21 protein-coding genes and 1 pseudogene are annotated in these 24413 nt (G+C 69.6%); 9 read left to right on the forward strand and 13 right to left on the reverse strand.

The window, feature by feature from the left end:
* Positions 1-35: 35 nt before the first annotated feature.
* Both ACFQ7F_RS23700 and ACFQ7F_RS23705 read right to left on the reverse strand, forming a co-directional pair.
* On the reverse strand, positions 36-362 hold the full coding sequence (locus tag ACFQ7F_RS23700) for a putative quinol monooxygenase (protein WP_383273545.1): 327 nt from the start codon (positions 360-362) through the stop codon (positions 36-38).
* Between the two features lie 71 nt (positions 363-433).
* Positions 434-1723 carry a geranylgeranyl reductase family protein gene (locus ACFQ7F_RS23705; RefSeq protein WP_383273547.1) on the reverse strand — a complete coding sequence of 430 codons (1290 nt, stop codon included), beginning with the start codon at positions 1721-1723 and terminating at the stop codon, positions 434-436.
* A 148-nt stretch (positions 1724-1871) separates the two neighbouring features.
* Between ACFQ7F_RS23705 and ACFQ7F_RS23710 the strand changes: the two genes are divergently transcribed.
* Positions 1872-2381 carry a GNAT family N-acetyltransferase gene (locus ACFQ7F_RS23710; RefSeq protein ID WP_383273631.1) on the forward strand — a complete coding sequence of 170 codons (510 nt, stop codon included), beginning with the start codon at positions 1872-1874 and terminating at the stop codon, positions 2379-2381.
* 172 nt (positions 2382-2553) lie between these two features.
* On the forward strand, positions 2554-2847 hold the full coding sequence (locus tag ACFQ7F_RS23715; RefSeq protein WP_383273633.1) for a hypothetical protein: 294 nt from the start codon (positions 2554-2556) through the stop codon (positions 2845-2847).
* 12 nt (positions 2848-2859) lie between these two features.
* Here ACFQ7F_RS23715 and ACFQ7F_RS23720 read toward each other — a convergent pair whose 3' ends face one another.
* The 6 genes and pseudogenes from ACFQ7F_RS23720 to ACFQ7F_RS23745 form a co-directional block, all read right to left on the reverse strand.
* A complete protein-coding gene (locus ACFQ7F_RS23720; RefSeq protein ID WP_383273639.1) occupies positions 2860-5091 on the reverse strand; it encodes a hypothetical protein in 2232 nt (743 codons plus the stop codon).
* 381 nt (positions 5092-5472) lie between these two features.
* Positions 5473-5541: pseudogene (locus ACFQ7F_RS23725) on the reverse strand (zinc-ribbon domain-containing protein); the annotation flags it as partial.
* A 215-nt stretch (positions 5542-5756) separates the two neighbouring features.
* Complete coding sequence (locus ACFQ7F_RS23730; protein WP_383273549.1) at positions 5757-6449, reverse strand: demethylmenaquinone methyltransferase; 693 nt, start codon at positions 6447-6449, stop codon at positions 5757-5759.
* 42 nt (positions 6450-6491) lie between these two features.
* On the reverse strand, positions 6492-7559 hold the full coding sequence (locus ACFQ7F_RS23735; protein WP_383273551.1) for an acyltransferase: 1068 nt from the start codon (positions 7557-7559) through the stop codon (positions 6492-6494).
* Positions 7559-9754 carry a bifunctional polysaccharide deacetylase/glycosyltransferase family 2 protein gene (locus ACFQ7F_RS23740; RefSeq protein ID WP_383273553.1) on the reverse strand — a complete coding sequence of 732 codons (2196 nt, stop codon included), beginning with the start codon at positions 9752-9754 and terminating at the stop codon, positions 7559-7561. The genes ACFQ7F_RS23735 and ACFQ7F_RS23740 overlap by 1 nt, the downstream gene beginning before the upstream one ends.
* Positions 9755-9773: 19 nt before the next feature.
* Positions 9774-10178, reverse strand: a complete 405-nt coding sequence (locus tag ACFQ7F_RS23745) for a hypothetical protein (protein ID WP_383273555.1) — start codon at positions 10176-10178, stop codon at positions 9774-9776.
* A 266-nt stretch (positions 10179-10444) separates the two neighbouring features.
* Here ACFQ7F_RS23745 and ACFQ7F_RS23750 point away from each other — a divergent pair, with 266 nt between their 5' ends.
* A complete protein-coding gene (locus ACFQ7F_RS23750; RefSeq protein WP_383273635.1) occupies positions 10445-11422 on the forward strand; it encodes a chitinase in 978 nt (325 codons plus the stop codon).
* 23 nt (positions 11423-11445) lie between these two features.
* On the opposite strand, the gene ACFQ7F_RS23755 is transcribed toward ACFQ7F_RS23750, so the two are convergent.
* From ACFQ7F_RS23755 to ACFQ7F_RS23770, 4 genes are all read right to left on the reverse strand, one after another.
* Positions 11446-12045, reverse strand: a complete 600-nt coding sequence (locus tag ACFQ7F_RS23755; protein ID WP_383273557.1) for a hypothetical protein — start codon at positions 12043-12045, stop codon at positions 11446-11448.
* 7 nt (positions 12046-12052) lie between these two features.
* On the reverse strand, positions 12053-13252 hold the full coding sequence (mqnC, locus tag ACFQ7F_RS23760; RefSeq protein WP_383273559.1) for a cyclic dehypoxanthinyl futalosine synthase: 1200 nt from the start codon (positions 13250-13252) through the stop codon (positions 12053-12055).
* A 70-nt stretch (positions 13253-13322) separates the two neighbouring features.
* Entirely contained in the window at positions 13323-13994 is a 672-nt protein-coding gene (locus ACFQ7F_RS23765; protein ID WP_383273637.1) for a prepilin peptidase, read from the reverse strand.
* 157 nt (positions 13995-14151) lie between these two features.
* Positions 14152-17127 carry a BTAD domain-containing putative transcriptional regulator gene (locus ACFQ7F_RS23770; RefSeq protein WP_383273561.1) on the reverse strand — a complete coding sequence of 992 codons (2976 nt, stop codon included), beginning with the start codon at positions 17125-17127 and terminating at the stop codon, positions 14152-14154.
* 486 nt (positions 17128-17613) lie between these two features.
* Between ACFQ7F_RS23770 and ACFQ7F_RS23775 the strand changes: the two genes are divergently transcribed.
* The 5 genes from ACFQ7F_RS23775 (at position 17614) to ACFQ7F_RS23795 (ending at position 22285) form a co-directional block, all read left to right on the forward strand.
* Positions 17614-18243, forward strand: a complete 630-nt coding sequence (locus ACFQ7F_RS23775) for a hypothetical protein (protein ID WP_383273563.1) — start codon at positions 17614-17616, stop codon at positions 18241-18243.
* Between the two features lie 2 nt (positions 18244-18245).
* Positions 18246-19328 carry a hypothetical protein gene (locus ACFQ7F_RS23780; protein WP_383273565.1) on the forward strand — a complete coding sequence of 361 codons (1083 nt, stop codon included), beginning with the start codon at positions 18246-18248 and terminating at the stop codon, positions 19326-19328.
* Positions 19329-19348: 20 nt separating this feature from the next.
* Positions 19349-19984, forward strand: a complete 636-nt coding sequence (locus ACFQ7F_RS23785) for a barstar family protein (protein WP_383273567.1) — start codon at positions 19349-19351, stop codon at positions 19982-19984.
* A 161-nt stretch (positions 19985-20145) separates the two neighbouring features.
* On the forward strand, positions 20146-20490 hold the full coding sequence (locus ACFQ7F_RS23790; RefSeq protein WP_383273569.1) for a hypothetical protein: 345 nt from the start codon (positions 20146-20148) through the stop codon (positions 20488-20490).
* A gap of 211 nt (positions 20491-20701) precedes the next feature.
* Positions 20702-22285, forward strand: a complete 1584-nt coding sequence (locus ACFQ7F_RS23795; RefSeq protein ID WP_383273571.1) for a PstS family phosphate ABC transporter substrate-binding protein — start codon at positions 20702-20704, stop codon at positions 22283-22285.
* A 25-nt stretch (positions 22286-22310) separates the two neighbouring features.
* On the opposite strand, the gene ACFQ7F_RS23800 is transcribed toward ACFQ7F_RS23795, so the two are convergent.
* Positions 22311-23249, reverse strand: coding sequence for an alpha/beta hydrolase (locus ACFQ7F_RS23800; RefSeq protein WP_383273573.1), 939 nt, complete (start codon positions 23247-23249; stop codon positions 22311-22313).
* 119 nt (positions 23250-23368) lie between these two features.
* Here ACFQ7F_RS23800 and ACFQ7F_RS23805 point away from each other — a divergent pair, with 119 nt between their 5' ends.
* Positions 23369-24367, forward strand: a complete 999-nt coding sequence (locus tag ACFQ7F_RS23805) for a GlxA family transcriptional regulator (protein WP_383273575.1) — start codon at positions 23369-23371, stop codon at positions 24365-24367.
* Positions 24368-24413: the final 46 nt, after the last annotated feature.

The following is a 24413-nucleotide window of genomic DNA, read 5'->3' on the forward strand; positions in this document are numbered from 1 at the left end:
CCCCCGACGGGGTTCCCGGCCCTTCTGTGTACCCCTCAGCCCTTCGGCGAAAGCTCACCCATCTCGGACCAGCTGCTGCCCGGAATCTCGGTGTGGATGATTTCCGGGGTCGACGCGATCGCCTCGGACATCGTCTCCATGCCGGCCTTGAAGTGGTCGGAACCGACGTGCGCGGCGCCCGCCTCCTGCGAGGCGAAGCCCTCCAGGAGGACGAACTGGTTCGGGTCGTCCACGCTGCGGGACCAGTCGTAGAAGAGGTTGCCTTCCTCCGCGCGCGTGGCACGGGTGAACTCGGCGGTGCGCTCCAGCCAGCTGTCGCTGTACTCGGGGCGGACGGTGAACTTGACGGCGATGAAGATCATGCGCCCAGCGTCGTACTAACCATGGGGTGAGGGCAAATCGGAAATGTCCCTCACCCCGGTCGCCCCGGGGCTCACGCCTTCGGCGCCACCTTGCTGAGCCCGTTGATGATGCGGTCCATCGCGTCGCCGCCCGTCGGGTCGGTGAGGTTGGCCAGCATCTTCAGTGTGAAGCGCATCAGCATCGGGTGGGTCAGACCGCGCTGCGTGGCCATCTTCATGACCTTCGGGTTGCCGATGAGCTTCACGAACGCGCGGCCGAGTGTGTAGTAGCCGCCGTAAGTGTCCTTGAGGACCTTCGGGTAGCGCTGCAGCGCCAACTCCCGCTGGGCGGGAGTCTGACGGGCGTGTGCCTGGACGATGACGTCCGCCGCGATCTGCCCGGACTCCATGGCGTACGCGATGCCCTCGCCGTTGAAGGGGTTCACCATGCCGCCCGCGTCGCCGACCAGGAGCAGGCCCTTGGTGTAGTGCGGCTGGCGGTTGAAGGCCATCGGCAGGGCCGCGCCGCGGATCGGCATCGTCATGTTGTCCGGGGTGTAGCCCCAGTCCTCGGGCATCGAGGCGCACCAGGCCTTCAACACCTCGCGCCAGTCGAGCTCCTTGTAGGCGGCCGAGGAGTCGAGGATGCCGAGCCCGACGTTCGACGTGCCGTCGCCCATGCCGAAGATCCAGCCGTAGCCGGGAAGCAGCCGGTCCTGGGCGCCGCGGCGGTCCCACAGCTCCAGCCAGGACTCCAGGTAGTCGTCGTCGTGGCGCGGCGACGTGAAGTACGTACGGACGGCGACGCCCATCGGGCGGTCCTCGCGGCGGTGCAGACCCATCGCGAGGGAGAGCCGCGTCGAGTTGCCGTCGGCGGCGACCACCAGCGGGGCGTGGAAGGTGACCGGCGTCTTCTCCTCGCCCATCTTGGCGTGCACGCCGGTGATGTTGCCCGTGCGGTCATCGATGATCGGGGCGCCGACGTTGCAGCGCTCGTACACGCGGGCGCCGGCCTTCTGGGCCTGGCGCGCGAGCTGCTCGTCGAAGTCGTCGCGCTTACGGACCAGGCCGTAGTTCGGGTAGGCGGCGAGATCCGGCCAATCGAGCTGGAGCCGTACACCGCCCCCGATGATGCGCAGGCCCTTGTTCCGCAGCCAGCCCGCCTCCTCGGAGATGTCGATCCCCATGGACACCAGCTGTTTGGTGGCGCGGGGCGTCAGGCCGTCGCCACAGACCTTCTCCCGCGGGAACGCGGTCTTCTCCAGAAGGAGTACGTCGAGTCCGGCCTTCGCCAGGTAATAGGCGGTCGTGGAACCGGCTGGCCCGGCCCCGACGACGATCACATCAGCGGTGTGTTCGGTGAGGGGCTGGGGCTCGGTCACGGCGGGTTCTCCCCAAAGCTCGAAATCTGTGTGCCGGCGGGCACGTGTTATGGGCAGTCTATGCAGCGGTACTGATCAGCCAGCCGAAGGGCCACCCGTGACAAAGCAGGCGACAAAGCAGGCGACAGAGCAGGCGACAAAGCAGACACTGACGACCAAGCCCCTGCCCGCCGTACAACTGCGCGTTCCGACCCACGAGGACGCCTTCGTCTGGCACCGCCTCTTCGACGACCCGGACGTCATGAAGTTCCTCGGCGGCAGCCCCGCCGAGCTCTCCGTGTACGTGGAGCTGACCGCCCGGCAGCGCAGACACGACGCCGAACTCGGCTTCTGCCTCTGGACGTTGCTCGATGCGGACGGCGAGCCGATCGGCTTCACCGGCGCACAGCCCTGGCCGCGCGACTGGGGGCCCACGGGCGAGATCGAGATCGGCTGGCGCCTCGGCCGCGCGGCCTGGGGGAAGGGGTACGCGACCGCCGCCGCGCAGGCGGCCGTGGAACAGGTGCGCGCGGCGGGCGCACAGAACGTGGTGGCCGTGATCGACGCCCACAACGAACGGTCGGCGGCGGTGGCGCGGCGGCTCGGCATGGAACAGGCCGAGACCTTCACGTCGCCGGTGTCGAAGCGGGAGGCGCACAACTTCCGGCTCACGCTGTAACGAGCGGGCAGGCGAGTACCTGCGGGGACTCGGCGGGTGCGCTGCGGGGACTCGGCGGGCGCGACGGACCGCTTCCGGCCGGCGCCCGGCGGGTCTACCCTTCCGTTACCGCTGGGGGGTGACATCTGTGCCGAAGGCGCCCAGGACAGACGAAGTGCGCGTGCCGCGGTTGATGGGTCTCATGGCCGTGGACGCGCGCGAGTCGGCGGTGAAGCACGGCGTGCTGCTCGCGGCGCCGGACCGCCCCGACTTCCACCTGGTCGTCGTCGAGTACGTGGTCCGGCAGTACCCGCTCCCCGGCATGTGGATCCCCCGCGATGCCGTCGTCACCGTCTGGTTCGAGCTCGGCCCCGACGAGAGTGACGGTGGCGCGGGGGTACGCGAGCCGCGTCACCCCGCGCCACCGGACGGCGGCCTCCGCCGCGAGCTCGACGAGCCGGGGCCCGAGGTCGGCGCCGTCTGGTGAACGCGACAGCACTCAGCCGTTGAGCCGCCAGTTCTCCAGGGCGGTCCGGTGGACCTTCGCGCCCTCGCCCGCGGGCCAGAAGTCCGCGCGCCAGGAGAGCTGGATGGCGTACTCGGTGCCGTTGTCCGCGACGTAACTCTGGTTCAGCGCGTGGATCTCGCGGCCCGCCGTGTCGGTGAAGGTGTACTCCCAGATCGCGCCGCTGCGCCCCTGGAAGGTGTTCGGCTCAAGGCGGATCCGCTGGTAGTCCGATTTCTTCGGGTCCTTCTTGGCGTCCTTCTCGATGGTCGTGAAGTTCTCGTACGAGGTGTACGGCGCGTACGGGACGACGCCGACCAGGAACTCCTCCCGGCCGGTCGACCCCGCGTAAACGATCTGGCCGGGACGGTCCTCGCCCTGCCGGGTCCAGCCGTCCGGCACGGCGAACTCGAAGCCGTTCACATCGGACACCAGGTCGGAGCCCGCGGGCACCCGGGGAGTGTCGTCCACGGTGTCCCGGCTCTCGCTCGGCTCCTCCGTGGGCGTGAGCAGGGGCGATGCGGTGGGCGACGAGTCCGGTGCCGGCGGCTCCGTCTGGTCCTCGGTCCGGCTGATGGCGGGCTTGTCGTCCTTGCCCCCGGCCTTGTCGGCCTTGCCGTCGTCGTTGTTCTGCCAGAGCAGGACACCGGCCGCGATGCCGCTGCCGATGATGAAGGCGCCGACGAGGGTGCCGACCCAGAGGGCGGCGCGGCGGGACTGGGGGTCGGCGGGCGGCTGCTGGAAGGAATGCGGGGCGTAGGCGAAGGCGGGGGTTCCGGTCGGGACGTACGTGGGCTGGTCGTGGGCACTCAGGGGTGCGGGGGCGGCCGGGGTCGCAGGGAAGGCAACTCCGGGCGCCGGAGCGTCTGTTGTGACGGGGCCTACGGAACCGACGGCCGCCGCGGCGTCGGGAGCCGCGCCCACGGGGCCGCCCGGCATCGGCGGACCCGAAGGAACCGGCGCCGCGACGAGCCCCGTCCGCTGCCCCGCCATCTGCAACAGGAACGGCGCGACGAGCGCCGCGGCGAAGACCCACAGCAGCCCGAACAGCAGCGCGTCCGGCACGCTCACGCCCGCCTCGAAGGTGCCGTTGCCCGAGCCGCTCGAACTGCCGCCTCCGCCGAACTCCGACGAGGCGCTCCCGGTGGCGTCGACACTGACCCCGCCGACCCCGGCGAGCAGCAGGAAGAGCCCGAAGAAGATACCGGCGGCGAGCAGTTGCTCACCCCGGTGCGCGGAACGGCGTGCGGCGAGGATGCCGAGTACCAGCGCGCAGACGAGCCCGAGCGTCAACGCGCCCACGACCGCCCATGCGTTGGTGACGTCCCCCAGCTCGGAGAGCCCGAAGGACTCGCTCTCGTAGCCGCCGCCGTACGACGAACTGCTCCCCTGCACCGAAGCCTCGAACGGCGCGCCCCACCCGAGACCGAGGGCCGCTACGCCCAGGTTCGGCAGCAGGAGCAGGGCGATGACCAGCGGGGACACATCGGCGTCGTCGAGGTCGGCGACGCGTTCGAGGTCGTCGATCTGCGCGAGGCTGATGAACGCGACGACCGAGCAGAGGGCGAGCACGATCGCGAGCGCGCGCAGCGCGGTACCTGTCGCACGGAACGCCGCCTGCCATCCCGGCCGCTGGGCGAGCCAGTGGGCCAGGTCGTGGTGGTGCAGTACGCCGCAGGAGACGGCGAGTGCGAGGACGAACGCGCCGAGCGCGGCGAGCACCGGCGACGAGGAGAGCTCGACGCCCTCGATCTCGGGCTGGGCGAAGAGGCTGAGCACGAGGATGCCTGTGGTCACCAACAGGGTGACGCGTACGGCCGCTTCGAGCCCCGCCGTGCCCCCGCCCTGGCTTCCGTCCTGGCTTCCGGCGCGTACGACAAGGCGGTTGCGCAGGATGCGTACGCCGATGAAGAGGGCCGCGATCCACAGCGCGGTGACGGTGAGCGGGATGAGGTGCAGCGCGGCGCTGCCCTCGAAGGCGGCATCCACGCCGGAGCTTTCACCGCCGAAGACGGATGACTGCTGCCGCTCGCTCCCCGAGACCTCGAAGCCGCCGCCCACGGCCTGGAGCAGAGTGGCGAGAGCGATCCGCATCCGCTCGCCGAACCCGACGACGACGTCACCCCCACCGCCACCGCCATTGCCATTGCCATTGCCACCGCCACCGTCGCCCTGCCCGTAGGAAGGAATGGCGATCGCGACCGCCGCGATGAGCACCAACCCCACGGGCCACAGGGCGGCTTGGGCGGCCCCTGCCCAGTCCCCCCGGAACGCCCGCCCGAAGAAGGCACCGAGGGGAGAAGGCGCGGAGGGCGCCCCGGGAACGTATGCGGGCGGGGGCGTGGGCGGCGGGGGCACCGGGGCGGCCCCGGGAAGTGCGGGCGCAGGAAGGGAAATTGCGGTGAACCCGGGCCCGGCGGGTGCACCAAGGTCAGGGGCAGGACCGACCGCACCCTGCTCACCAGAGCCCCCGGCCTCACCAGAGCCCCCGGCCTCCCCGGAGCCCCCGGTGTCCCCGGTATCCCCCACAGCGGTCGGAGCGCCAAGCTCTGCCGCGGGCAGATCCGCGGGCCCCGCATCCACAGACGTGTCACGCGGACGCTCTCGCCCGCACTTCATGCAGAAGCGGGCCTCTTCAGGGGTGGATGCCCCGCAGTGAGGACAGTTCGACGCCATAGGGACGCTCCGTCATTGGGGAGATGACCAGAAAGACCGACCCATGCCGAGCGACCCAGCGGGAGCCGATGCGAAAGAGCGGCTTCGCATCGACACCGTCGCGTCGGCGGAGTCGTATCACAACGGACACATCTTGCCCTGCGGCTGGTTCCCGTCAACTCGGTTCACAGCGGAATATTCTGCGCACTCCCGCTTCGGGGCGTCCCGCGGCAGGTCTACGCCTTGAATCCCCGGTGCAGCGCCACGACCCCACCCGTCAGATTCCGCCACGCGACCTTCGACCAGCCCGCGTCCTGCAACAGCGCGGCCAGCGTCGGCTGGTCCGGCCAGGAGCGGATGGACTCCGCGAGATAGACGTACGCGTCGGGGTTCGACGAGACCGTGCGCGCGACCGGCGGCAGCGCCCGCATCAGGTACTCCTCGTAGACCGTGCGGAACGGCGCCCACGTCGCGTGCGAGAACTCGCAGATGACGACCCGGCCACCGGGCTTCGTCACGCGGTACATCTCCCGAAGGGCCTCGTCCGTCTCCTGGACGTTGCGCAGGCCGAAGGAGATCGTGACGGCGTCGAACGTGTCGTCCTTGAACGGCAGCTTCGTCGCGTCCCCAGCCGTGAACGGCATCCAGGGGTGCCGCGCCTTGCCGACCTGCAGCATGCCGAGGGAGAAGTCGCAGGGCACCACGTACGCGCCCGCCTGAGCGAAAGGCTGCGACGAGGTGGCGGTTCCGGCGGCGAGGTCGAGGACCTTCTGCGCGGGCCGCGCGTCGACGGCCCTGGCGACCGCCTTGCGCCACAGCCGGGCCTGCCCGAGCGACATCACGTCGTTCGTGATGTCGTACCGTTCCGCCACGTCGTCGAACATCGAGGCGACTTCGTGCGGCTGCTTGTCCAGAGATGCGCGGGTCACCCGACCATTGTGGCAGTACGGACAGCCACGCGAAGAGGCGGCTCACGGCAGCAGCCGGGGCTTGCGCCGGGCGGCGACGTCCTCGACCCATCCCAGGAGCACCACCGCGACGGCGATGAGCACCCAGGCCACGCCGAACAGGAACCACTGGCTGTCCAGCGGCAGCCGGCGCTCGAAGGCGGGGACCTGCCACATCAGGTCGATCAGCGGCACGCTGCCCATCAGCGCGACCTCGTGCCAGAGGTAGAGCGTGACGGCGCGGGCGTTGAAGACCGTCACGATCCTGTCGGGGAGCCTGAAGCGGGCGAGCCAACCGAAGTCGATCTCCGCATACACCTTCAGGTACATCAGCAGGGTGACGAAGCCCGCCGACCACAGGGCCTGCGCGAGAGGGATGTCGTCGAGGTCGTACGTCCCGTCCACCTGGTGGTGGAAGGCCCACCACGCCCCCGCGAGCAGCGCGGCGAGCGCCCCGGCCACCACGGGCCCCGGGGAGAGCCCGCGCAGCACACCGTCACGGTGTGCGAAACCGAGGAGCCAGCAGAACAGAAAGACCGACACATCACCGGCCGCGCTCCCGAACCGCCCTTCCGGCAGGCTCCACACCGTCGCGAAGAGCGCGACGGGAACGAGCGACAGTAGAAGTACGGGCACGGGCGCGAGCCGGAAAAGACGCAGAAGGACCGGCGAGAGCAGCACGAACCAGAGATACGTCCGCAGGTACCAGAGCACTCCCCACGCCTGCTCGCCCCACGCGTTGCCCGGCGGGTCGCCGAGCGGAAGGACCCAGTAGAGGATGTCCGCGCCCGGCAGCCAGCCGTTGATCATCATCGCCACGACGATGACCACCCCGAACACCCACATGGGGATCAGCAGCCTGCGCAGCCGCCCCCGGATCACCCCTGCCGCAGGCCGCAGGAGCGACTTCGCCATCAGTGATCCGGCGAGCGCGAACATCACGCCCATGGACGGGAAGGCGAGGCCAAGCCAGGGCCATTCGAACGTGTGGTACGCCACGACACGCACCAGGGCGAAGGCCCGCAGCACGTCGAAGTACCGGTCGCGCGACGGTGCCCGCACACCTTGCGTCAGGCGGTGCGCTCCCGCCATCACCGCGCTCCCGCGTCGGGCCGCGGGGCGCCGACCTCGCCGGTGCGCTTGAGCTTCTGCCAGCGCAGCCTGCCGCCCGTGAGCGCCGTGACACACGAGTGGATCAGGACCAGATACATCAGCTGTCGGTACGCGAGCTGCTGGAGCGGCATCATCAGGAGATACCGGTACTTCTCGCCGTCGAGCCGGAACGCGTAGGCCGCGCACAGCAGCTGTACGGCGAGGACGGCAAGCCAGGCGAGCAAGGACGCCCGGACATCGACAAAGATCATCGAGTAGACGGTGAACACGTCGATGAGCGGTGCGAAGACCGGCGTGATGATCTGGAAGATCACGACCAGGGGCATCCCGACCCGGCCGAACCGCCCCGAAGGGCCCTTGTCCATAACGGACTTGCGGTGCTTCCACAGGGCCTGCATCGTGCCGTAGCTCCAGCGGTAGCGCTGGCGCCACAGCTGCTGCACGCTCGCCGGTGCCTCGGTCCAGGCCCGCGCGCACTCGGCGTACACGACCCGCCAGCCCTCGCGGTGCAGGGCGATGGTGATGTCGGTGTCCTCGGCGAGCGTGTCCTCGCTCATGCCGCCGACCGCGAGCACCGCGTCGCGGCGGAACGCGCCGATCGCGCCCGGGATGGTGGGCATGCAGCGCAGCAGGTCGTACATGCGGCGGTCGAGGTTGAAGCCCATCACGTACTCGATGTGCTGCCACGCGCCGATCATGGTCCTGCGGTTGCCGACCTTGGCGTTGCCCGCGACCGCGCCGACCTCCGGATCGGCGAAGGGCTGCACCAGCTGCCGCACGGCGTCCGGCTCGAAGACGGTGTCGCCGTCCATCATCACGACGATGTCGTAACGGGCGTGCCGCACACCGTTGTTGAGCGCGGCGGGCTTGCCCGCGTTCTCCTGGCGCACGACGCGGACGTTCGGCAGTCCGAGCGACCCGGCGATCTCGGCCGTACCGTCCGTCGAGCCGTCGTCGACGACGATGATCTCGATGGGGTGGGTGCTTGCCGCCAGGGAGTGCAGCGTGCCCGCGATGCACTCCTTCTCGTTGTACGCGGGGACGATCACGCTCACCGGCCGCGTGACCTGCGGCCCCCACGAGAAGCCGGGTCTGTTGCGCTGCCGGTGGTGGCGTCGCGCGAGGACCAGCATCATCCCGAACCTGCCCAGGACGGCGACCCCGACGACGGCGAGTCCGATCGCGAGCCCCGGCACCACCCACTCGGCGACCGCGACGGCCGCGATGAGCGACCTGCCCTCCCAGAGGGTCGCGCCGGTGGCCGCGTGCTGGGCGGTGGGCCGGGCGGAGGCCCCGCTGACCGTGGTGAAGGAGTACCCCTTCGCCTTCATCTTCTTGATGTACGTGCTCAGCGCCGCAAGCGTCTGGCTGCGGTCGCCGCCGGAGTCGTGGAAGAGGACCGACGCACCCTTCCCGTCCTTCGGGGTGGCCCACTTGATGATCTTCTTGACGCCCGGCTTCTGCCAGTCCTCGCTGTCGGTGTCGACGAAGACGCTGGTGTACCCCATCGCGCCGAGCTTCTTGTAGATCGACCAGGAGTAGTTGTCGATGGCGTCCGGCTGCGACGAGTACGGCGCACGGAACAGCGTCGTCGTGATGCCCGCGGCCCCCGCGAGCGCGAGCTGGGTCTGCTTCAGCTCGCGCTCGACGCGGGCGGCGCTCTGATAGGAGAGGTCGACGTGCGTGAAGGTGTGCACCCCGACCTCATTGCCCTCCGCCACCAGGCGTTTCACCACACCCGGGTAGCGGGAGACCATCGAGCCGACCATGAAGAAGGTGCCGTCGACGTCGTTGTCCTCAAGCACCTTGAGGACCTTGGGAGTCCACTCGGGGTCCGGGCCGTCGTCGAAGGTGAGCACGATGGTCTTGTCCGGCACGGCCTGGCTCCGCGCCTTGCCCGCGCGGAAATCGAGTATCGGCCCGCCGTCGATGACCTTGTCCGGTACGTCGCTCGAACTCGCTCCGACGCGCACACGCGAGTCGTCGCCGATCTCGGCACGCAGATATCCGTCGAGCAGCATCACGCTGGTGAGGGCGAGCAGGAGCAGCAGGGCGAGGATCACCCGCGGCTTCTGCAGCGAGGCGGCGCGGCGGCCCGCGCGTTCGATCCTGCTGGGGGTGGCATGCCGTCGGCCGCGTGGCCCCACGGGCGGGGGTGTCGTCGTCTGGGTCATGAGTGTGCGGGGGATCCGGTCAGTTGGCGGGGGCGGCGGCAGAGGGGCCTACGTCAGCGGGGCCGACGTCAGCGGGCGGCGCGGCAGGGTCGCCGGACGGGGGCGCGCCGGTCGGGTCGCCCCGCCTGTGGCCGCCCGCGGGGTCGTGTCCGGCGCCCGCCCCGCCGCCGCCGCCGCGGAAGGGCAGCAGCTCGGTGGGGCTGAGCGAGGTGCCCCAGCCCATGAAGGCCATGCCGAGCACGACCGCGTAGCCGAGGCAGGCGATGCCCGCGAGGACTCCGGCCCTGCGAAGGAGCCGCGCCCTGCGTCCGGACGTGTCCACGAACACGGGCCCTGCCGCAGGGCCGTTGCCGCGTTTGCGACGGCGGCCATGACGCGAGGCGGCACGCTTTTCGACGGCGGGAACGGCAGAATCGGAATGCATTCGACGAGGTAAACAGGCTAGTTTCGCAAAATTGCCTGAGCAGACTGTGAGGCCTCCATGAGAATCGCCCCAACCTGTCATTGAGCTGCGAGAGTTGCCGGGCGTTCGTCCGCACCGCCCGTTCCGCGTACGTTGAAAGGCCAGCCTTTCCCAAGCGAGTGAGCGAGCGTGTGAGTGTGAGTGTGCGAGTGCGGAACATAGGAGGCGTACGGAATACCCGGCGCTTGCTGAAGCCGACCGCCGGTCTCGTCTGTCTGGTCGCGCTGATGTGCACCGGGTGCTCGGCGAGCGACGGCACGTCGGACGACGGATCGTCCAGCGACGCCTCGGCAGCCTCACCGAGCACGTCCACCTCCGGGCCGCCGGAAGCGACCACCGCCTACGCCCCCTACGTCAGCGCCACGACCGCCGCGGACACGGACAGCTCCGGCACCCCGTCGACGTACAACCTGGCCTTCGTCGTCGCGGAAGGCAGCGACTGCACGCCCGTGTGGGGCGGGACCACGGACATCGGCGACGACTCAGTGGCATCCCGGATCGCGAAGCTGAAGAAGACCGGCGGCGCCGTCCGCGTCTCCTTCGGCGGCGCGGCGGGCAAGGAACTCGCGCTCACCTGCGACAGCGCGTCCCGACTCGCCGCCGCCTACGCCAAGGTCCTCGACGCCACCGGCGCGACCGAGGCCGATTTCGACATCGAGGGCGACGCGCTCACGGATTCAGCGTCCGTCGCCCGCCGCTCCGAGGCGATCGCGCTGCTGCAGAAGAAGCGCGACCTGAAGGCCACGTTCACGCTCCCCGTGATGCCGTCGGGCCTTGACGCCGACAGCATGGCGCTGCTCGACTCCGCCAACGACCACGACGCACGGGTCTCGACCGTGAACATCATGGCGATGAACTACGGCACGTCCTACACCGGCGACATGGGCGACTACGCGATCACCTCGGCCACCAAGGCGCACGCCCAGATCAAGAAGGTCTTCGGCCTCTCGGACAGGAACGCCTGGAACGGACTCGCGGTCACCGCGATGGCCGGCGTGAACGACGTGAAGGGCGAGACGTTCACGCTCGCGGACGCGGCCCAACTCCGTTCGTACGGCGAGAAGAAGGGCATCGCCTGGCTCTCGATGTGGTCGTCGTCGCGCGACAAGGAGTGCGAGGACGGCACGTCGACGACCAAGGCCCAGAACTCGTGCAGTGGGGTGGAGCAGGGGGCGGGCGCTTTCGCGGAGGCATTGTCGGGCTGAGCTGTCGGGCTGAGGCGAACCCCCTACCGCTGTCGGTACACCAAGCGGCCGCCGATCACCGTTGCCACGCACGTCGCCGGACCGCGTCGCACCAGGTCCGCCCGGTCGGCCACGTCGAAGACCGCGAAACGGGCCGGGCCTCCCACCGTCAGCGGGGGCAGCAGGACCAGGGGGGTCGGGGACAGGGATACGGGGCCGGGCAGGCGTGGTGGGCGTCGGCCCGATGCGAGGCCCACCCCGCGGACGGCGTCGAGGACCGGACGGGAGCGCAGTTCGCCCGCGACGGCCACCGTGCCGTGCGCGAGGAGCCGCTGCACGCCCCGGCGGGCGCTGCCACCGAGAAGGGACGGATCGGCGCGGAAGATCGCCCGCGCGCGCTCACCGCCGATGGGCACGGTGCCGAGCCGGTCGGCCTCGCGCGGGTCGGGGTGGTAGGTGCCTTCGAGGATTTCGGGGCCGTACGGGTTGAGCAGGCCCGGCGTGAGGATGCCGGGCCAGCGCCGGACGCGGGCGGCGGGGTGCGCCGCGGCCAGCTCCTCGTACGGGCCGACGGCGGCGACGACCGCCCCGTCGGCCAGGACCGCCGCCTCGGGCGTCCCTTCGGCGACGTGAAGTGTGCGCACAGCGGCCTCAGTTGGAGGCGAGGAGCTTCAGCTCGGGGTGAGCCGTGCCGCCCTCGATCGCCGTGGACGAGATGTGCGAGGCGACGCGGTCGTCGGTCGGGTCGTTCGCCGGGTCGTCGTGCACGACGAGGTGCTCGTACGTCGTGGCGCGCTGGGCCGGGACACGGTCCGCGGTGCGGATCATGTCGATCATGTCGCGCAGGTTGTTGCGGTGCTTGGCACCGGCGGAGGAGACGACGTTCTCCTCCAGCATCACGGAGCCGAGGTCGTCCGCGCCGTAGTGCAGGGTGAGCTGACCGGCCTCCTTGCCGGTGGTCAGCCAGGAACCCTGGATGTGAGCCACGTTGTCGAGGAAGATCCGCGAGATCGCGATCATGCGGATGTACTCGAAGATGGTGGCCTGCGTCCGCCCCTTGAGGTGGTTGTTCTCGGGCTGGTACGTGTACGGGATGAAGGCCCGGAAGCCCCCGGTCCTGTCCTGGAGGTCGCGGATCATCCGCAGGTGCTCCATGCGCTCGGCGTTGGTCTCGCCCGTGCCCATGAGCATCGTGGACGTCGACTCGACACCGAGATTGTGCGCGATCTCCATGATCTCCAGCCAGCGCTCGCCGCTCTCCTTGAGCGGGGCGATGGCCTTGCGCGGGCGGGCCGGGAGCAGCTCGGCACCGGCACCGGCGAAGGAGTCGAGCCCGGCGGCGTGAATGCGCTGGATCGCCTCCTCGGCGGAGACCTTCGAGATGCGGGCCATGTGCTCGACCTCGGAGGCGCCGAGGGAGTGGATGACCAGCTGCGGGAAGGCCTTCTTGATCGCGGAGAAGTGCTCTTCGTAGTACTCGACACCGAAGTCCGGGTGGTGCCCGCCCTGGAACATGACCTGCGTGCCACCGAGCTCGACGGTCTCGGCGCAACGCCGCAGGATGTCGTCGAGGTCGCGCGTCCAGCCCTTCTTGGTGTCCTTCGGGGCGGCGTAGAAGGCGCAGAACTTGCAGGCCGTCACACACACGTTGGTGTAATTGATGTTCCGCTCGATGATGTACGTCGCGATGTGCTCGGTTCCGGCGTACCGGCGGCGGCGTACGGCGTCGGCGGCGGCGCCGAGCGCGTGCAGCGGAGCATCGCGGTAGAGGTCGAGCGCCTCTTCTTCGCTGATCCGCCCACCTGCGGCGGCACGGTCGAGGACGGACTGAAGTTCGGCCTTCTCGGTCACCGGGCGTCCCTTTCGTAAGGGTTCTGGACGGACTGATTCAGCGTACGCCAGGGGATCCGGCCGCCCGACGTCAGGCGGCGTATGCCCCTACGAGCAGCCCGAGGAACGCCCCGCCGATCAGGAAGGGCCCGAACGGGATCGCCGTCTTGCGCCCGGCGCGGCGGGCGACGACCAGAAATCCGCCGTACAGGGCGGCGAGCAGGAACCCGGCGAAGGTGCCGAGCAGCACCGCGCCCCACCCGTACCAGCCGAGGACGGCCCCCAGGCTCAGCGCCAGTTTCACGTCGCCGAAGCCCATGCCGTTCGGGCTGATCAGGAAGAGCACGAAGTACGCACCGCCGAGCCCGAGCCCCCCGTACAGCGCGTGCACCAAGGAACCGGCGTGCTCGGGAAGCAGCGCGGCGCCCCCGAGAAGCACGAGGGCGGCCACGGCGAGCGGCAGGGTGAGCACGTCGGGCAGCCGGTGCACGCCGAAGTCCACGACGGCGAGCAGTACACCGAAGGGGGCGAGCAGCAGCCAGACGGCGAGCTCCGGGTGCGCGCCCGTCGCGACGGCGAGAGCGGCGCAGACGAGGGCGATGGCGAGGGAGACGGTCGTGGTCCGGGGCCCGTAGCGGGTCCCGTCCTCCCCGCACCGCGCGAGCCCGACCCACCCCCCGACGGGATGCCCGTCGGGGCAGCTGTCCCGCCAGGTCTCGTCGGGGGGCACGGAGAGCCGGTAGACGGCACGGGGGACGAACATCCCCGCGAGGGCGCCCCAGAGGGCGCCACCGACGACGAGATACACCAGGGGGTCCAAGTGGTTCACCCTCTAGACACGGAGAGTCGGGCGGGTGGGTGGGAGACATCCGCCGCGAAGCGGCGGCCTCAAGAACGCCCCCCGGCCCGCAGCGGAAGAACTACCCGACAGCGGAAAGCCCACTGCGCCAGGCAGGAAGCAGCTCGTCCAGCAGGGCTTCAGTCCGAGGCGGCACACCCCGCGCCCCACTCCGGGCAACGAGGTCAGCGGCAACCTGCTGCAGCCGCGCAGGGTCGCCCACCGCATGGGTGCCCCGCAGCAGCTCGTTCCACAGCCGCTCATCCCCCGGCGCGGAATTCAGCGCAGCGTTCAGCGCCTCGATGGCCTTCTCCGCGCGCCCCTTCTCCAGGTGGAACTCGGAGAGGGCGAGGCCGATGTCGGCGACGAGCAGCGGCAGTTGCGCGTCGATGATCTCGTGCGTGAGCCACGCGTACCGCCCCTGCGGCCGGTCCGAGAGCAGCGGCCCGCGTACGAGCACCAGGGCGTCGGTGAGCATCCGCCCACGCACGGCCCGGCTGTTGGCCCCGCGCCCCTGCGTCGCCTCGTGGTAGAGCGACCGCAGGACATCCAGGTCGGACACGACGGACTTGGCGAGCGTGAGCCGCCCGCTCCGGTCGGCCCGCAGCCGGGCCTCCCCGTCCGGCTCGGTGCCGAGCCACTCCCGCAGCCGGTCGACGAGCGCGTCGCGTACGTCCTCGGTGACACCGCGCGGCCACAGCGCGGAGGCGAGCACCCGCGGGTGCACACCCTCGCGGTGCAGCAGGAGCAGCGCGAGCGCCTCGTGCATCAGCGGGCTGCGCTCACCGTCCGGAGTGTCGAGGCCGATGATCTCGTACGTGCCGACGAGGCGCGCGTACACCGCGGGCCGCCCCTGCTCGGTGACGTCGACGAGGAAGGGCGGAGTGGCGGCGCCGCGGCCGGAAGCACCGGAACCGCTGGCCCCTTCCTCCCCCGGATCGGCGTCGACGAACAACTCCACGACGGCCCTCTGCTGAGCCTCGGGCAGCGCCTGCGCCTCCAGCTCGAGGCCGAGCAGCGGGGCGAGCAGCTTGCCCTCGGGGGTGATCTCCATCTCCCAGGCGGCGCCCGGCAGATCCCCCGACTCGGTACCGACGAGGTACCCGATGCCCAACCGGCTCGCGTCGGCGGCCAGTTCGGCGAGCTTCACGGCATCGTCACCGGCGGGCTCAGCGGCGAGCAGCACCAGGTGCGGCGCCCAGCGGGTGTGCTGGGCAGGCCCCGTACGACCAGTGAGTACGGAGTCGTGCCCGGCAGCCCCCAGGGCCCCGCGCCGCTGCCGCGTCTCGGCCTCCATCGTCTCGATCAACGCCTCGATGTCGTCGAGGTGCCGCAGCCGGTTGGGCGCGAGCGGCGTCAGGTCCTGCCCGAAGCCGACGAGGGTGATGGTCATGCGGTCGGACCACCCGTTGGTGGCGAGCTCCGCGGCGACGGAGGCGAAGACGGCGGCACGGTCGGACTCGCGCCCGCTCAGCGACACGACACCGGGTACGGCTTCGAGGTTGAGCAGCAGCCGCGAGTCGTCGAGCGTTCCCAGACTCACCAGGCCCGGGTAGGGAGCGGCGGTGTCCATGTCCTCGTACCGCTCGGCGTCGGTCCGCGCCAGCATCCAGAACGTCTGGTCCTGCCCCAACTGCCAGGGGGCGGGCGGCCGTCCGGCGGGCTGGGCGAGCTGGAGGTGCAGATCGCCGTTGCTGAGCCAGGCGGCGTAGACGGTCGGCAGAGCCCGTGATTCCTCGGCGAGGGAGGCGGCAAGCCCCCTCAACGACAGATCGAGAAGCCGTACGCCCTCGGGATCGGCCCCCACGAGCAGCGCGTCCTGCACATCGGCGGCGCCCCCGGTCGGGGTCGGCGGCTCCATACCGCGACGCCCGCCGACGGCGCCCATGGCGGACTGCCACAGCGCGTGCCGCCGACGACGCCCGAGGGCGCCGAGGAGCCCGGCGGCGAGAAGGGGCGCGCCGATGAGAGCCTCGGGCAGCCCAAAGGAGAACCCCTCGGAGTCACTACTTCCACTGCTGGCGACGGGCGCTTTTTGCTGCCCGCTCTCGGAGGGGCGCTGCTCGGGAACGGTGATGTGGGCGGTATCGCGATCGGTGGATCCCCCACCCTGCTCCTTGGCCCCGCCGCCCTGCTCCTTGGCCTGATCCCCGGACTTCGCGTAGTCGGAGATCTGCTCCTTCACGTCCTGCGAGACCTTGGGCGACTCGTCGGGCATCTCGACGAGCTCGCCGCCGTGCGCGTCCGCGGGCATCTCCATGATCCAGCCCGGCCGGATGAGGCTGGCCTCGGACAGCCGCGACCCGTCCGGCTGCTCCCTGTCCTTGTTGAGCTGGTAGATCTCCTTGTACCGGCGACCGTCTCCCAGGTGCCGCTCGGCGATCTCCCACATCGAATCGTGGTGACGCCCTTCGGGCGGCTGGATCCGGTAGTACTTGGTGTCCCCGTCCTTGGCACTGCTGCCCGCGTGGGCGGCGGCCTGCTCGGCCTGCTCGGCCACGGCACTGGCGGCGCTCGATGCCTGCTCCTGCCCGAAGAGACCACCCGGGGTCTGCTGGGCGGAAGCGGCGCTCGCGGGCTTCTGATTCCCCTCCAGCGACTGCCCGAACTGCGAGAGCCCGGGCGCGAAGCTGGCGGCGGTGGCGCCCACCAGGAGCAGGGCGGCCACGAGTTGACGGGCGAGGAGCTGACTGCCACCGGCACCGGGAACGCGATTGGGCATCCCCACACCCGAGAGCGCGGCCTTGACCTCCACCAGCACACAGGCGGTGAACTGGGCCCAGGCGAGCCAGACGACAACGGTCAGTACGTTGATGAACGTCCCGACCGTGATCTCCTGCTGCAGCCAGTCCAGCGAGGGCGCACCGCCCGGAAGCGGCCACCCCACGGCGTACGCGAGGGCGCCAGGTACGCCGAGGACCAGCGCGGCCAGCGCGACAAAGGCGAGGAACGCCTTGAAGAAGTCCCCGAACGAACGTCGACGCCGGGGCAGCGGCTGCGGCGTCCGATTCCGTGGAGCCGACGGGCCGCCTGTCGAACTTGAAGAGGTGCGCGCCATGGCGGGTGTCCTGTTGTCCTCTGAGAGGGAGCGGATAGAGATCAGCGGTCTCGGCGGTCTGTGGGCTGAGGTGCTGAGGGTACTGAGGCGATGGTACGGAAGGGGCCGATGGTCAGACAGAGGCCACGGCACCCAAGGGCTGCCGAGGGACTTCTCCGGGCGCCCGTTTACGCCCGAGTTGCACGGTAAGCGCAGCTCTTCCTGGGCGGTTCCTGGGCGGTTCCGGCCCGCGATTGCCCGCCCGGGACAGCATTCATCCCCCATTCATCCCCGCGAGCATCCCCGCGAGTCACAGTTCCGGCACGGAATGGCTGCGCCCGCGTAGCACTTGAGACCCGGCCGCTCCTGTTCGCTTCCGTCACCGCACAGAACGCGAGAACCTTCACACGGCCCACCAGTACTGGTAACCCACGCCTGGTAGCGTCATTCAGCTCATTCTCGCCTGCACACGTACCGAACTCTGCCGAACCCTGGGGGACTGCAATCGTGGCCCGTCGCACTATGCCCATCGTTGCCACGCTGGTGGCGAGCGCGACCCTGCTGTTGACCGCGTGTGGGGGCGGCGGGAGTGATGACTCCTCGGACAAGATCGAGGGGGCGGGACAGGGGTCGAGCAAGCCGTCGCCCACTGCGTCGGAGTCGTCGGACGTCGACCGCCCCAAGATCACGCTGCCCAAGTCCTTCAAGGCTGACTTCGAGGGCTGGACGGACAGCGACCCGAAGATCCAGTCGATCCTGAACGACGGCAAGGAGCGGCTTCGCGGAACGTACGCCGCGATCGGTGAGGCCGACCCCAAGGCCGACTACCTGGCCTTCTACAGCACGCGGTCCGCCCTCGCCAGCGGCGAAAAGTGGGTCGAGGGCTACAAGGGGCTGACGATCACCGGCGAGGTCAAGGCCTCCCGCCCCGAGGCGGAGATCCGCGAGAAGGGCCGGGCGACTCTCTTCTACTGCGTGGACGAGAGCAAGGGCTTCAGCAAGGACCTCAAGACCGGCAAGAAAGAGGGAACTCCCGAAGGCGAGTCCCCCAAGGTCCAGTACCGCACGGCCCTTGAGAAGGGCGACAACGGCGTCTGGATGACCACCTCGGTAGAGACCGATCCTGGGGGATGCTGATCATGCGCTCTACTCGCAGCACCAGTCGCAGCACCATAGGCACCGCTGTCGTGCGGGTGATCGCCCCCTTGGCGATCGTCTCCGCTCTCGTTCCGACGCCCGCGCTGGCACTGGGCGGGCCAGGCCACGAAGGCGGCGGCAGCGTGGACGACAAGGGCAACCTCGGGGCTGGTGTCACGCACTCCTCGATCAAGATCTCGTACAAGAGCGGCGGAGACGGCGGCGGCAAGAAGGGGAACCTGGCACCGATCGACCCCAACTGGAAGCCTCCGGCCTGCTGGTACGAGCCCGCCTACACGCCCGAGCAGCTCAAGAAGGCCGCAGAGGCCGGCGAAGTCGACGACGCCGGCATCCACGAGTTCTGGTCGGACGCGATCTTCATCGATCACTACGACAAGGGCGAGGCCAACGACAACTTCGACGACGAGAACAGCCGCGCCGAGGGCTACAAGAACTACAACATCGGCAAGGACGGCTACTTCTGGCGCGGTGTCGCACCGGACGACACCGACCCGGACTCCTGGGACTGCGGCCGCATCATGTTCTGGCAGGACGCAGGAACGGTCCCGGACATCCCGCACGCGCCGACGCCCAAGATGCTCGCCGAGTACGCGTACGACAAGGTCAAGGTCCCGGACACCAAGGTCGAACTGAAGCCCGAGGCCAAGTCGACGGTGAACATGCCCACCTGGGTCTGGCTGGACAAGGGCACCTTCAAGGACGTCAAGGTCCGCGCGGAACTCCCGAACACGGGCCTGTGGGCGGAGACAACGGCGAAGCCGAAGAGCCTCCACCTGGAGCCGGGTACCGCCGACGCGGATACCTTCCCCGCATCCGGCGAATGCGAGATCAACGACGACGGCAGCATCGGCACGCCCTACGCCAAGGGCAAGTCGAAGCAGGACCCGCCGTGCGGCATCAAGTACCTCCGGGCGACCGACGGAAAGCCGTACCAGCTGAAGGCGTCGATCACCTGGGAGATCTCGTGGGAAGGCTCCCAGAACACGGGAGCCAACCTGCCCGACGGCACCTTCGAGACAACCCAGGACATGGACGTCCAGGAAGTCCAGTCGATCAACCGCTGATCCGATCCAGGCTCTCCACCATGGGCGCCACCATCACCCTCACCCGGCGTCGTTCACCATGGGTCGTCTTCACGCGCCATGACGACCCATGGCTGAACACCGAGACTTCCAAGCTCCAGGAGCAGGGCGGACGCGTAATCCGCCTGGACGGCAGGGAGTTGCGAGATCCGGGCGCCCTGTTCGCCACCTTTGCCCGAGAGCTCCGCTTCCCGGGCTACTTCGGCCACAACTGGGACGCACTCGTGGACTGTCTCCACGACTGGCACGGCCACGGGGGCGAGACGAAGGACATCGCGGTCCTGATCGACAAGGCCGACTGCCTGCTGAGTGCCGAATTTCTCGGGCTCTTCGTCTCAGTCCTCTGCCAAGCGGCCTGGAAGGCCAACCTTCAGCTCGACGCCGACGGAGTACCCGACCACCACACGCCGCCCTTCACCCTGCACTTCGTCTTCCTCCTGGACAGCACCCCGCCCGCCGCCTTCGCCACGGCTGCGGCGAACGGTATGAACGGTATGGACGTCGGCGTGGAGCTCGAAGAGGGGCGCCTGGCGGCGACACTGACCGGCGAGGACTGGTCCGACGTCGGCTCGGAACCGGGTGGGAGAGGACGAGGACTGACCTGTGCGAGGGCCTCGACGCGACCATCAGGCGGCTGATCGGCCGACGCGTGCACGAGATGCCGCGCTGCCCCAGCCGTATATCCCCGCCCCCGGAACCACGGGGCAAGTCATACTCGTCTCCGGAGCGAGCGTACGTTCCGTTTCGCATGGCAACAGCCCGAACAGCATCAGCCCAGAGGGACTGAGGGGGACACGGAATGGCAGGCAAGGGCAAGAGCGACCTCGCACTCCCGCTCAGCGATCTTGAGGACTACGGAGGCCGGTTGCGGTCCGTCAAGGACCGGATGAACCGGACGAAGAAGATCTTCGAGTCCTACAAGGACGACATCGGCGACGGCGGCGTGTACGACGCGCTCGACGACTTCGAGTCCAACTGGGAGGACGGCCGCGAGGACATCACCCAGCAGCTGGACGCCCTGGCCGACATGTCCGACGCGGTCGTACGCGAGTTCAAGAAGCTGGACGACAAGCTGGCGAAGGACGTCTCCGAGGGCGTGAAGGAGAAGGGCGGCAAGGGGAAGGGCAAGGGCGAGGGCGACTAGCCGCCCACCGAGCGGGCGGCCATCCCGGTCTCCGGCACGGAGCCCGCGCGGCGACGTCCGCCCCAACACCCGGTGAACACCGCCCAACCCCAAGCGGCAGACCAGTGAACTCTCCCTGAGACAGCGCCCGTTGACTCGGAACCCCACCCCTCCCCTCGTAATTTGGCCATACCCACACAGCTGGGTTCGGACAACGGGGGTCGGTTCGGTGATGAGTGGTCTTTCCTGGGAGTTGATGGTCGCCGCCCTCGGGCTCGCGATACCCGTCGGCGCCGCCCTGTGGGAGTTCGGTTTCGCCGGTCGCAAACGGCTCGGCTACCGCGTACAGATGGACACCACGGCGAAGAACGCGGACACCCATCCGCATGCCGGAGTCCTGCGGCAGATGCAGCAGTACGGCACCTCGCTCGCCGACCCCTCCTTCGTCCTGCTCCGCATCCAGAACAGCGGCTGGACCCACATCGACGCCGGCGACTACGTCGTACGCGACGACGACCAGGTCGGCATCCGGATCAACTTCCCCGGCCGCCGCGTCGACGGCATGGTAGTCACCGAGCTCAGCCACGACTACCTGCGCCCGTGCTTCGACGACGCCGCAGGCCTGCGCATGGACAACGGCCACATCGAACTGCCCCGCGTCCCCCTCAACCGCGGCACCCACTACAAGGTCCTCGCCGTCCTGGAACGCGACCCGGACTTCCCGGTCGGCCAGGCCTTCCCCGACCCCGTGGTCGTCGCGGGCATAAAGGGCGGCGTACGCGGCGGGCGGATCAAGGAGACCGAGAGCCACACCTTCGCCTCGAAGCCCGTCATGGTCTTCATCGCGCTCCTGGTGCTTATCGCCGCCATCCAGTCGTTCACCTCGTTCACCAGGGACGACGCCCCCGCCCAGGCCGCACCGGTGGACTGCGCCGAGGGCACGCTGACCCTCTCCGGTTCCACCGCCTTCAAGGACGCCGTCAGCGACGCGGCGAAGCGGTACGTGAAGAAGTGCACGGGCGCCCGCATCCCCATCACGGACGACACGTTCAAGGGCAGCGTCGCGGGCCTCGACACACTGGAAGCGGCGGGCAAGAAGAGAACCAAGACCAAGACGGTCGAGGCGGCTGGTACGGGTGGCCCTGGACTGGCCGACCGGCTCGCCTTCACGGACGGGGCAAAGGGCGACGGCCGCCCCCAACTCCTGCCCCGCCCGGTCGCGTTGTCGCTCTTCACCCTCGCCGTCAACAAAGACGCCGGCGTCCAGGACCTCTCGCTCAAGCAACTCCGCCAGATCTACTCCGGCGACATCACCAACTGGCGCCAGGTGAACGGAAACAACGTCCCCATCCACCTCGTGAGCCGCCACCCCGGCTCCGGCACCCGCTCCACGCTCGTCCACCAGGTCCTCGACAACAAGGAGCTCCTCGAGGTCACCTCGGGGGACTGCGCGGGCATGGACCGGAGCAAGCCGGGCCGCTGCGAGGTCGGCGACACCGACATCCTCCTGGACAACGTGGCGTCCGTCCCAGGAGCCCTCGGCCACAGCGAGGCGGGCGCCGCGCTCACCCACGAGGGCATCCAGCAGGTCCGTATCGCCGGGTACCCGGCCACGGTGGAGGGCGCCGACGCGGGCGCGTACCCGTACTGGCAGACGGAGTTCGCCTACACCTACGGCGAACCCCCCGCCGACTCCGTGGCCGCGGGCTTCCTCCGCTACCTCACGGAAGGCGCGGGCAAGGACAGCCTCCCGGTGCACGGCCACCGCCCTTGCTCGGAGCTGGAGAAGCCGCTGCTCTGCCGCCCGGTCGGCTGAGGCCCGTCTCCAAGACGTGCCCTGCTTACGGATGGAGGGCTTCACGAAGGGCCCGCACCTGGTCCGCCAGATTGCGCTCGCTGACCCGGGCCTTCGGGAACAGCAGGTCGAACCCGTGCACGGCACCCGGGGCCTGGATGAGCTCCGTGGTGACACCGGCGGCGCTGAGACGCTCGGCGTAATGGCGGCCCTCGTCGCGCAGCGGGTCGACCTCTGCCACGACGACGAGGGCTGGAGGCAGTCCGCCGAGGTCAGCAGCCTGCGCCGGGGACGCGTAGGGCACGTGGCCGTGGCCTTCGGCGTAATAGATCCAGGCCAGCTCCGCCGCGGCCCGGTTGAAGACGGGTGTATCGGTGGATTCGCGCATCGAGGCACTGGTCATGCTGCTGTCCAGGGCCGGGTAGATCAGGAGCTGGAAGGTCACCTTGGGTCCTGCGAGATCGCGGGCGCGCAGGACGGTGGAGGCCGCGATGTTCCCGCCCGCACTCACGCCTGCGATGGCGATGCGCTCCGGGTCACCGCCGATCTGGGCCGCGTGTGCGGCGATCCAGGTCAGGGCCTCGTAGGCGTCGTCGGCCGCGGCCGGGTAGGGATGCTCGGGCGCAAGGCGGTAGTCGACGGAGACGACGACGGCTTCGGCCTCCAGGGCATACCGCAGGGCGTGCTCCTCCTCGCCTTCCGGGGAGCCATAGGTGAAGGCACCGCCGTGCACGTAGAGGACGACCGGCAGTACGTCGTCCGTTACGGGGCGGTAGACACGCAGCCGCAGTTGTCCTGCGGGCCCCGGGACCCACAGGTCCTGAACCTTCACACGGTCGTCGACCGGCGTGTCGGGGCGCTCCCGCAGCAGCTGGTACCGCTCGGGTACGGCAAGGACGGAGTCCAGGCCGTAGAAGGGGAAGACCCCTGCGTCGGAAGTTTCGAGCAGCGACTGGATCTCGGAATCGACAGCGGGAATGGGCATGGCCGGCCGCCACCTTTCGTGGGGAGTGCGTAAATGCGGAAAGCGGAACGTGTCCAGCTTCTCCGGTCTCCGAGCACGGCAGAAGTGGCCCGAGGGCCACCATATGCAACTATTGGGCCATGACTGTTGCAGCTCCTCACCGGGTGACGGTTCTCGCCCTCGCCCCGGTGGTCGCGTTCGATCTCAGCATTCCGGCCCAGATGCTCGCCACGGTCGCCCCACGCGCGGGAGGCATCGCGTACGACGTGCAGACCGTCACGCCGGACGGCTCTCCGGTGCCGACGGTGAACGGGTACGGCATCACTCCCCAAGGGGATCTGTCCCTCCTTGAGCATGCCGACACCGTGATCGTCGCGGGCACCCGCTCCCCGGACGTGCTCGATGACGGTGTCGTGGACTCCCGTATCGCCGAGGCGTTGCGAGCGGCTCAGCGTCGGGCCCGGATGGTGTCTTTGTGTACGGGGTCGTTCGTGCTCGCGGCTGCCGGATTGCTGGAGGGACACAGGGCCGCGACGCACTGGCGCTACGCCGATCAGTTCACGCGGCTCTTCCCGGCGGTCGACCTCGACACCAATCCGCTCTACGTCGCCGATCGCGGGGTCCTGACGTCCGCCGGTGGCGCGGCAGCCATCGACCTGTGCCTGCACTTGATCCGGGAGGACCACGGCAGCTCTGTGGCGAATCAAGTAGCCCGGTACAACGTCGTCGCGCCCATGAGGGAAGGAGGGCAGGCGCAGTACATCGACCACCCGGTCACGGAGGACGCGGGGACATCGACGGCCAGGGCGCGAACGCTGATGACGGAGCAGCTGGACAGGCGGCTGTCCCTCAAAGACCTCGCAGCGCACTGCCACATGAGTGTGCGGTCGTTCACGAGGCGATTCAGGCAGGAGACAGGTCTCTCCCCGGCCGAGTGGCTCACCTCCGCCCGCCTGAAGCACGCTCGCCATCTGCTGGAATCGACGGAACTGCCCGTGGACGACATCGCCGCCGGAACGGGTCTGGGAAGCGGCACGAACCTGCGGCAACACATGCGGGTCGCCCTGGACACCACCCCCTCCGCCTACCGGAGCGCCTTCCGCTCGACCACCGCCGCCCTCACAGACCCCCGCCCCTGACCGGGACGGGGTACTGCCGGTGTCGAGACGCCAGGACCCAGTGGAA

The sequence above is a fragment of the Streptomyces sp. NPDC056486 genome (genome assembly GCF_042795295.1).
Lineage (GTDB): Bacteria > Actinomycetota > Actinomycetes > Streptomycetales > Streptomycetaceae > Streptomyces.

Coding starts and splice junctions, on each gene's coding strand:
- ACFQ7F_RS23700 (WP_383273545.1), bottom strand. CDS start 362: ATGATCTTCATCGCCGTCAAGTTCACCGTCCGCCCCGAGTACAGCGAC.
- ACFQ7F_RS23715 (WP_383273633.1), top strand. CDS start 2,554: ATGGGTCTCATGGCCGTGGACGCGCGCGAGTCGGCGGTGAAGCACGGC.
- ACFQ7F_RS23735 (WP_383273551.1), bottom strand. CDS start 7,559: ATGGCGGGAGCGCACCGCCTGACGCAAGGTGTGCGGGCACCGTCGCGC.
- ACFQ7F_RS23740 (WP_383273553.1), bottom strand. CDS start 9,754: ATGACCCAGACGACGACACCCCCGCCCGTGGGGCCACGCGGCCGACGG.
- ACFQ7F_RS23745 (WP_383273555.1), bottom strand. CDS start 10,178: ATGCATTCCGATTCTGCCGTTCCCGCCGTCGAAAAGCGTGCCGCCTCG.
- ACFQ7F_RS23750 (WP_383273635.1), top strand. CDS start 10,445: ATGTGCACCGGGTGCTCGGCGAGCGACGGCACGTCGGACGACGGATCG.
- ACFQ7F_RS23765 (WP_383273637.1), bottom strand. CDS start 13,994: ATGTTCGTCCCCCGTGCCGTCTACCGGCTCTCCGTGCCCCCCGACGAG.
- ACFQ7F_RS23770 (WP_383273561.1), bottom strand. CDS start 17,127: ATGGCGCGCACCTCTTCAAGTTCGACAGGCGGCCCGTCGGCTCCACGG.
- ACFQ7F_RS23780 (WP_383273565.1), top strand. CDS start 18,246: ATGCGCTCTACTCGCAGCACCAGTCGCAGCACCATAGGCACCGCTGTC.
- ACFQ7F_RS23785 (WP_383273567.1), top strand. CDS start 19,349: ATGGGCGCCACCATCACCCTCACCCGGCGTCGTTCACCATGGGTCGTC.
- ACFQ7F_RS23790 (WP_383273569.1), top strand. CDS start 20,146: ATGGCAGGCAAGGGCAAGAGCGACCTCGCACTCCCGCTCAGCGATCTT.
- ACFQ7F_RS23795 (WP_383273571.1), top strand. CDS start 20,702: ATGAGTGGTCTTTCCTGGGAGTTGATGGTCGCCGCCCTCGGGCTCGCG.
- ACFQ7F_RS23800 (WP_383273573.1), bottom strand. CDS start 23,249: ATGCCCATTCCCGCTGTCGATTCCGAGATCCAGTCGCTGCTCGAAACT.
- ACFQ7F_RS23805 (WP_383273575.1), top strand. CDS start 23,369: ATGACTGTTGCAGCTCCTCACCGGGTGACGGTTCTCGCCCTCGCCCCG.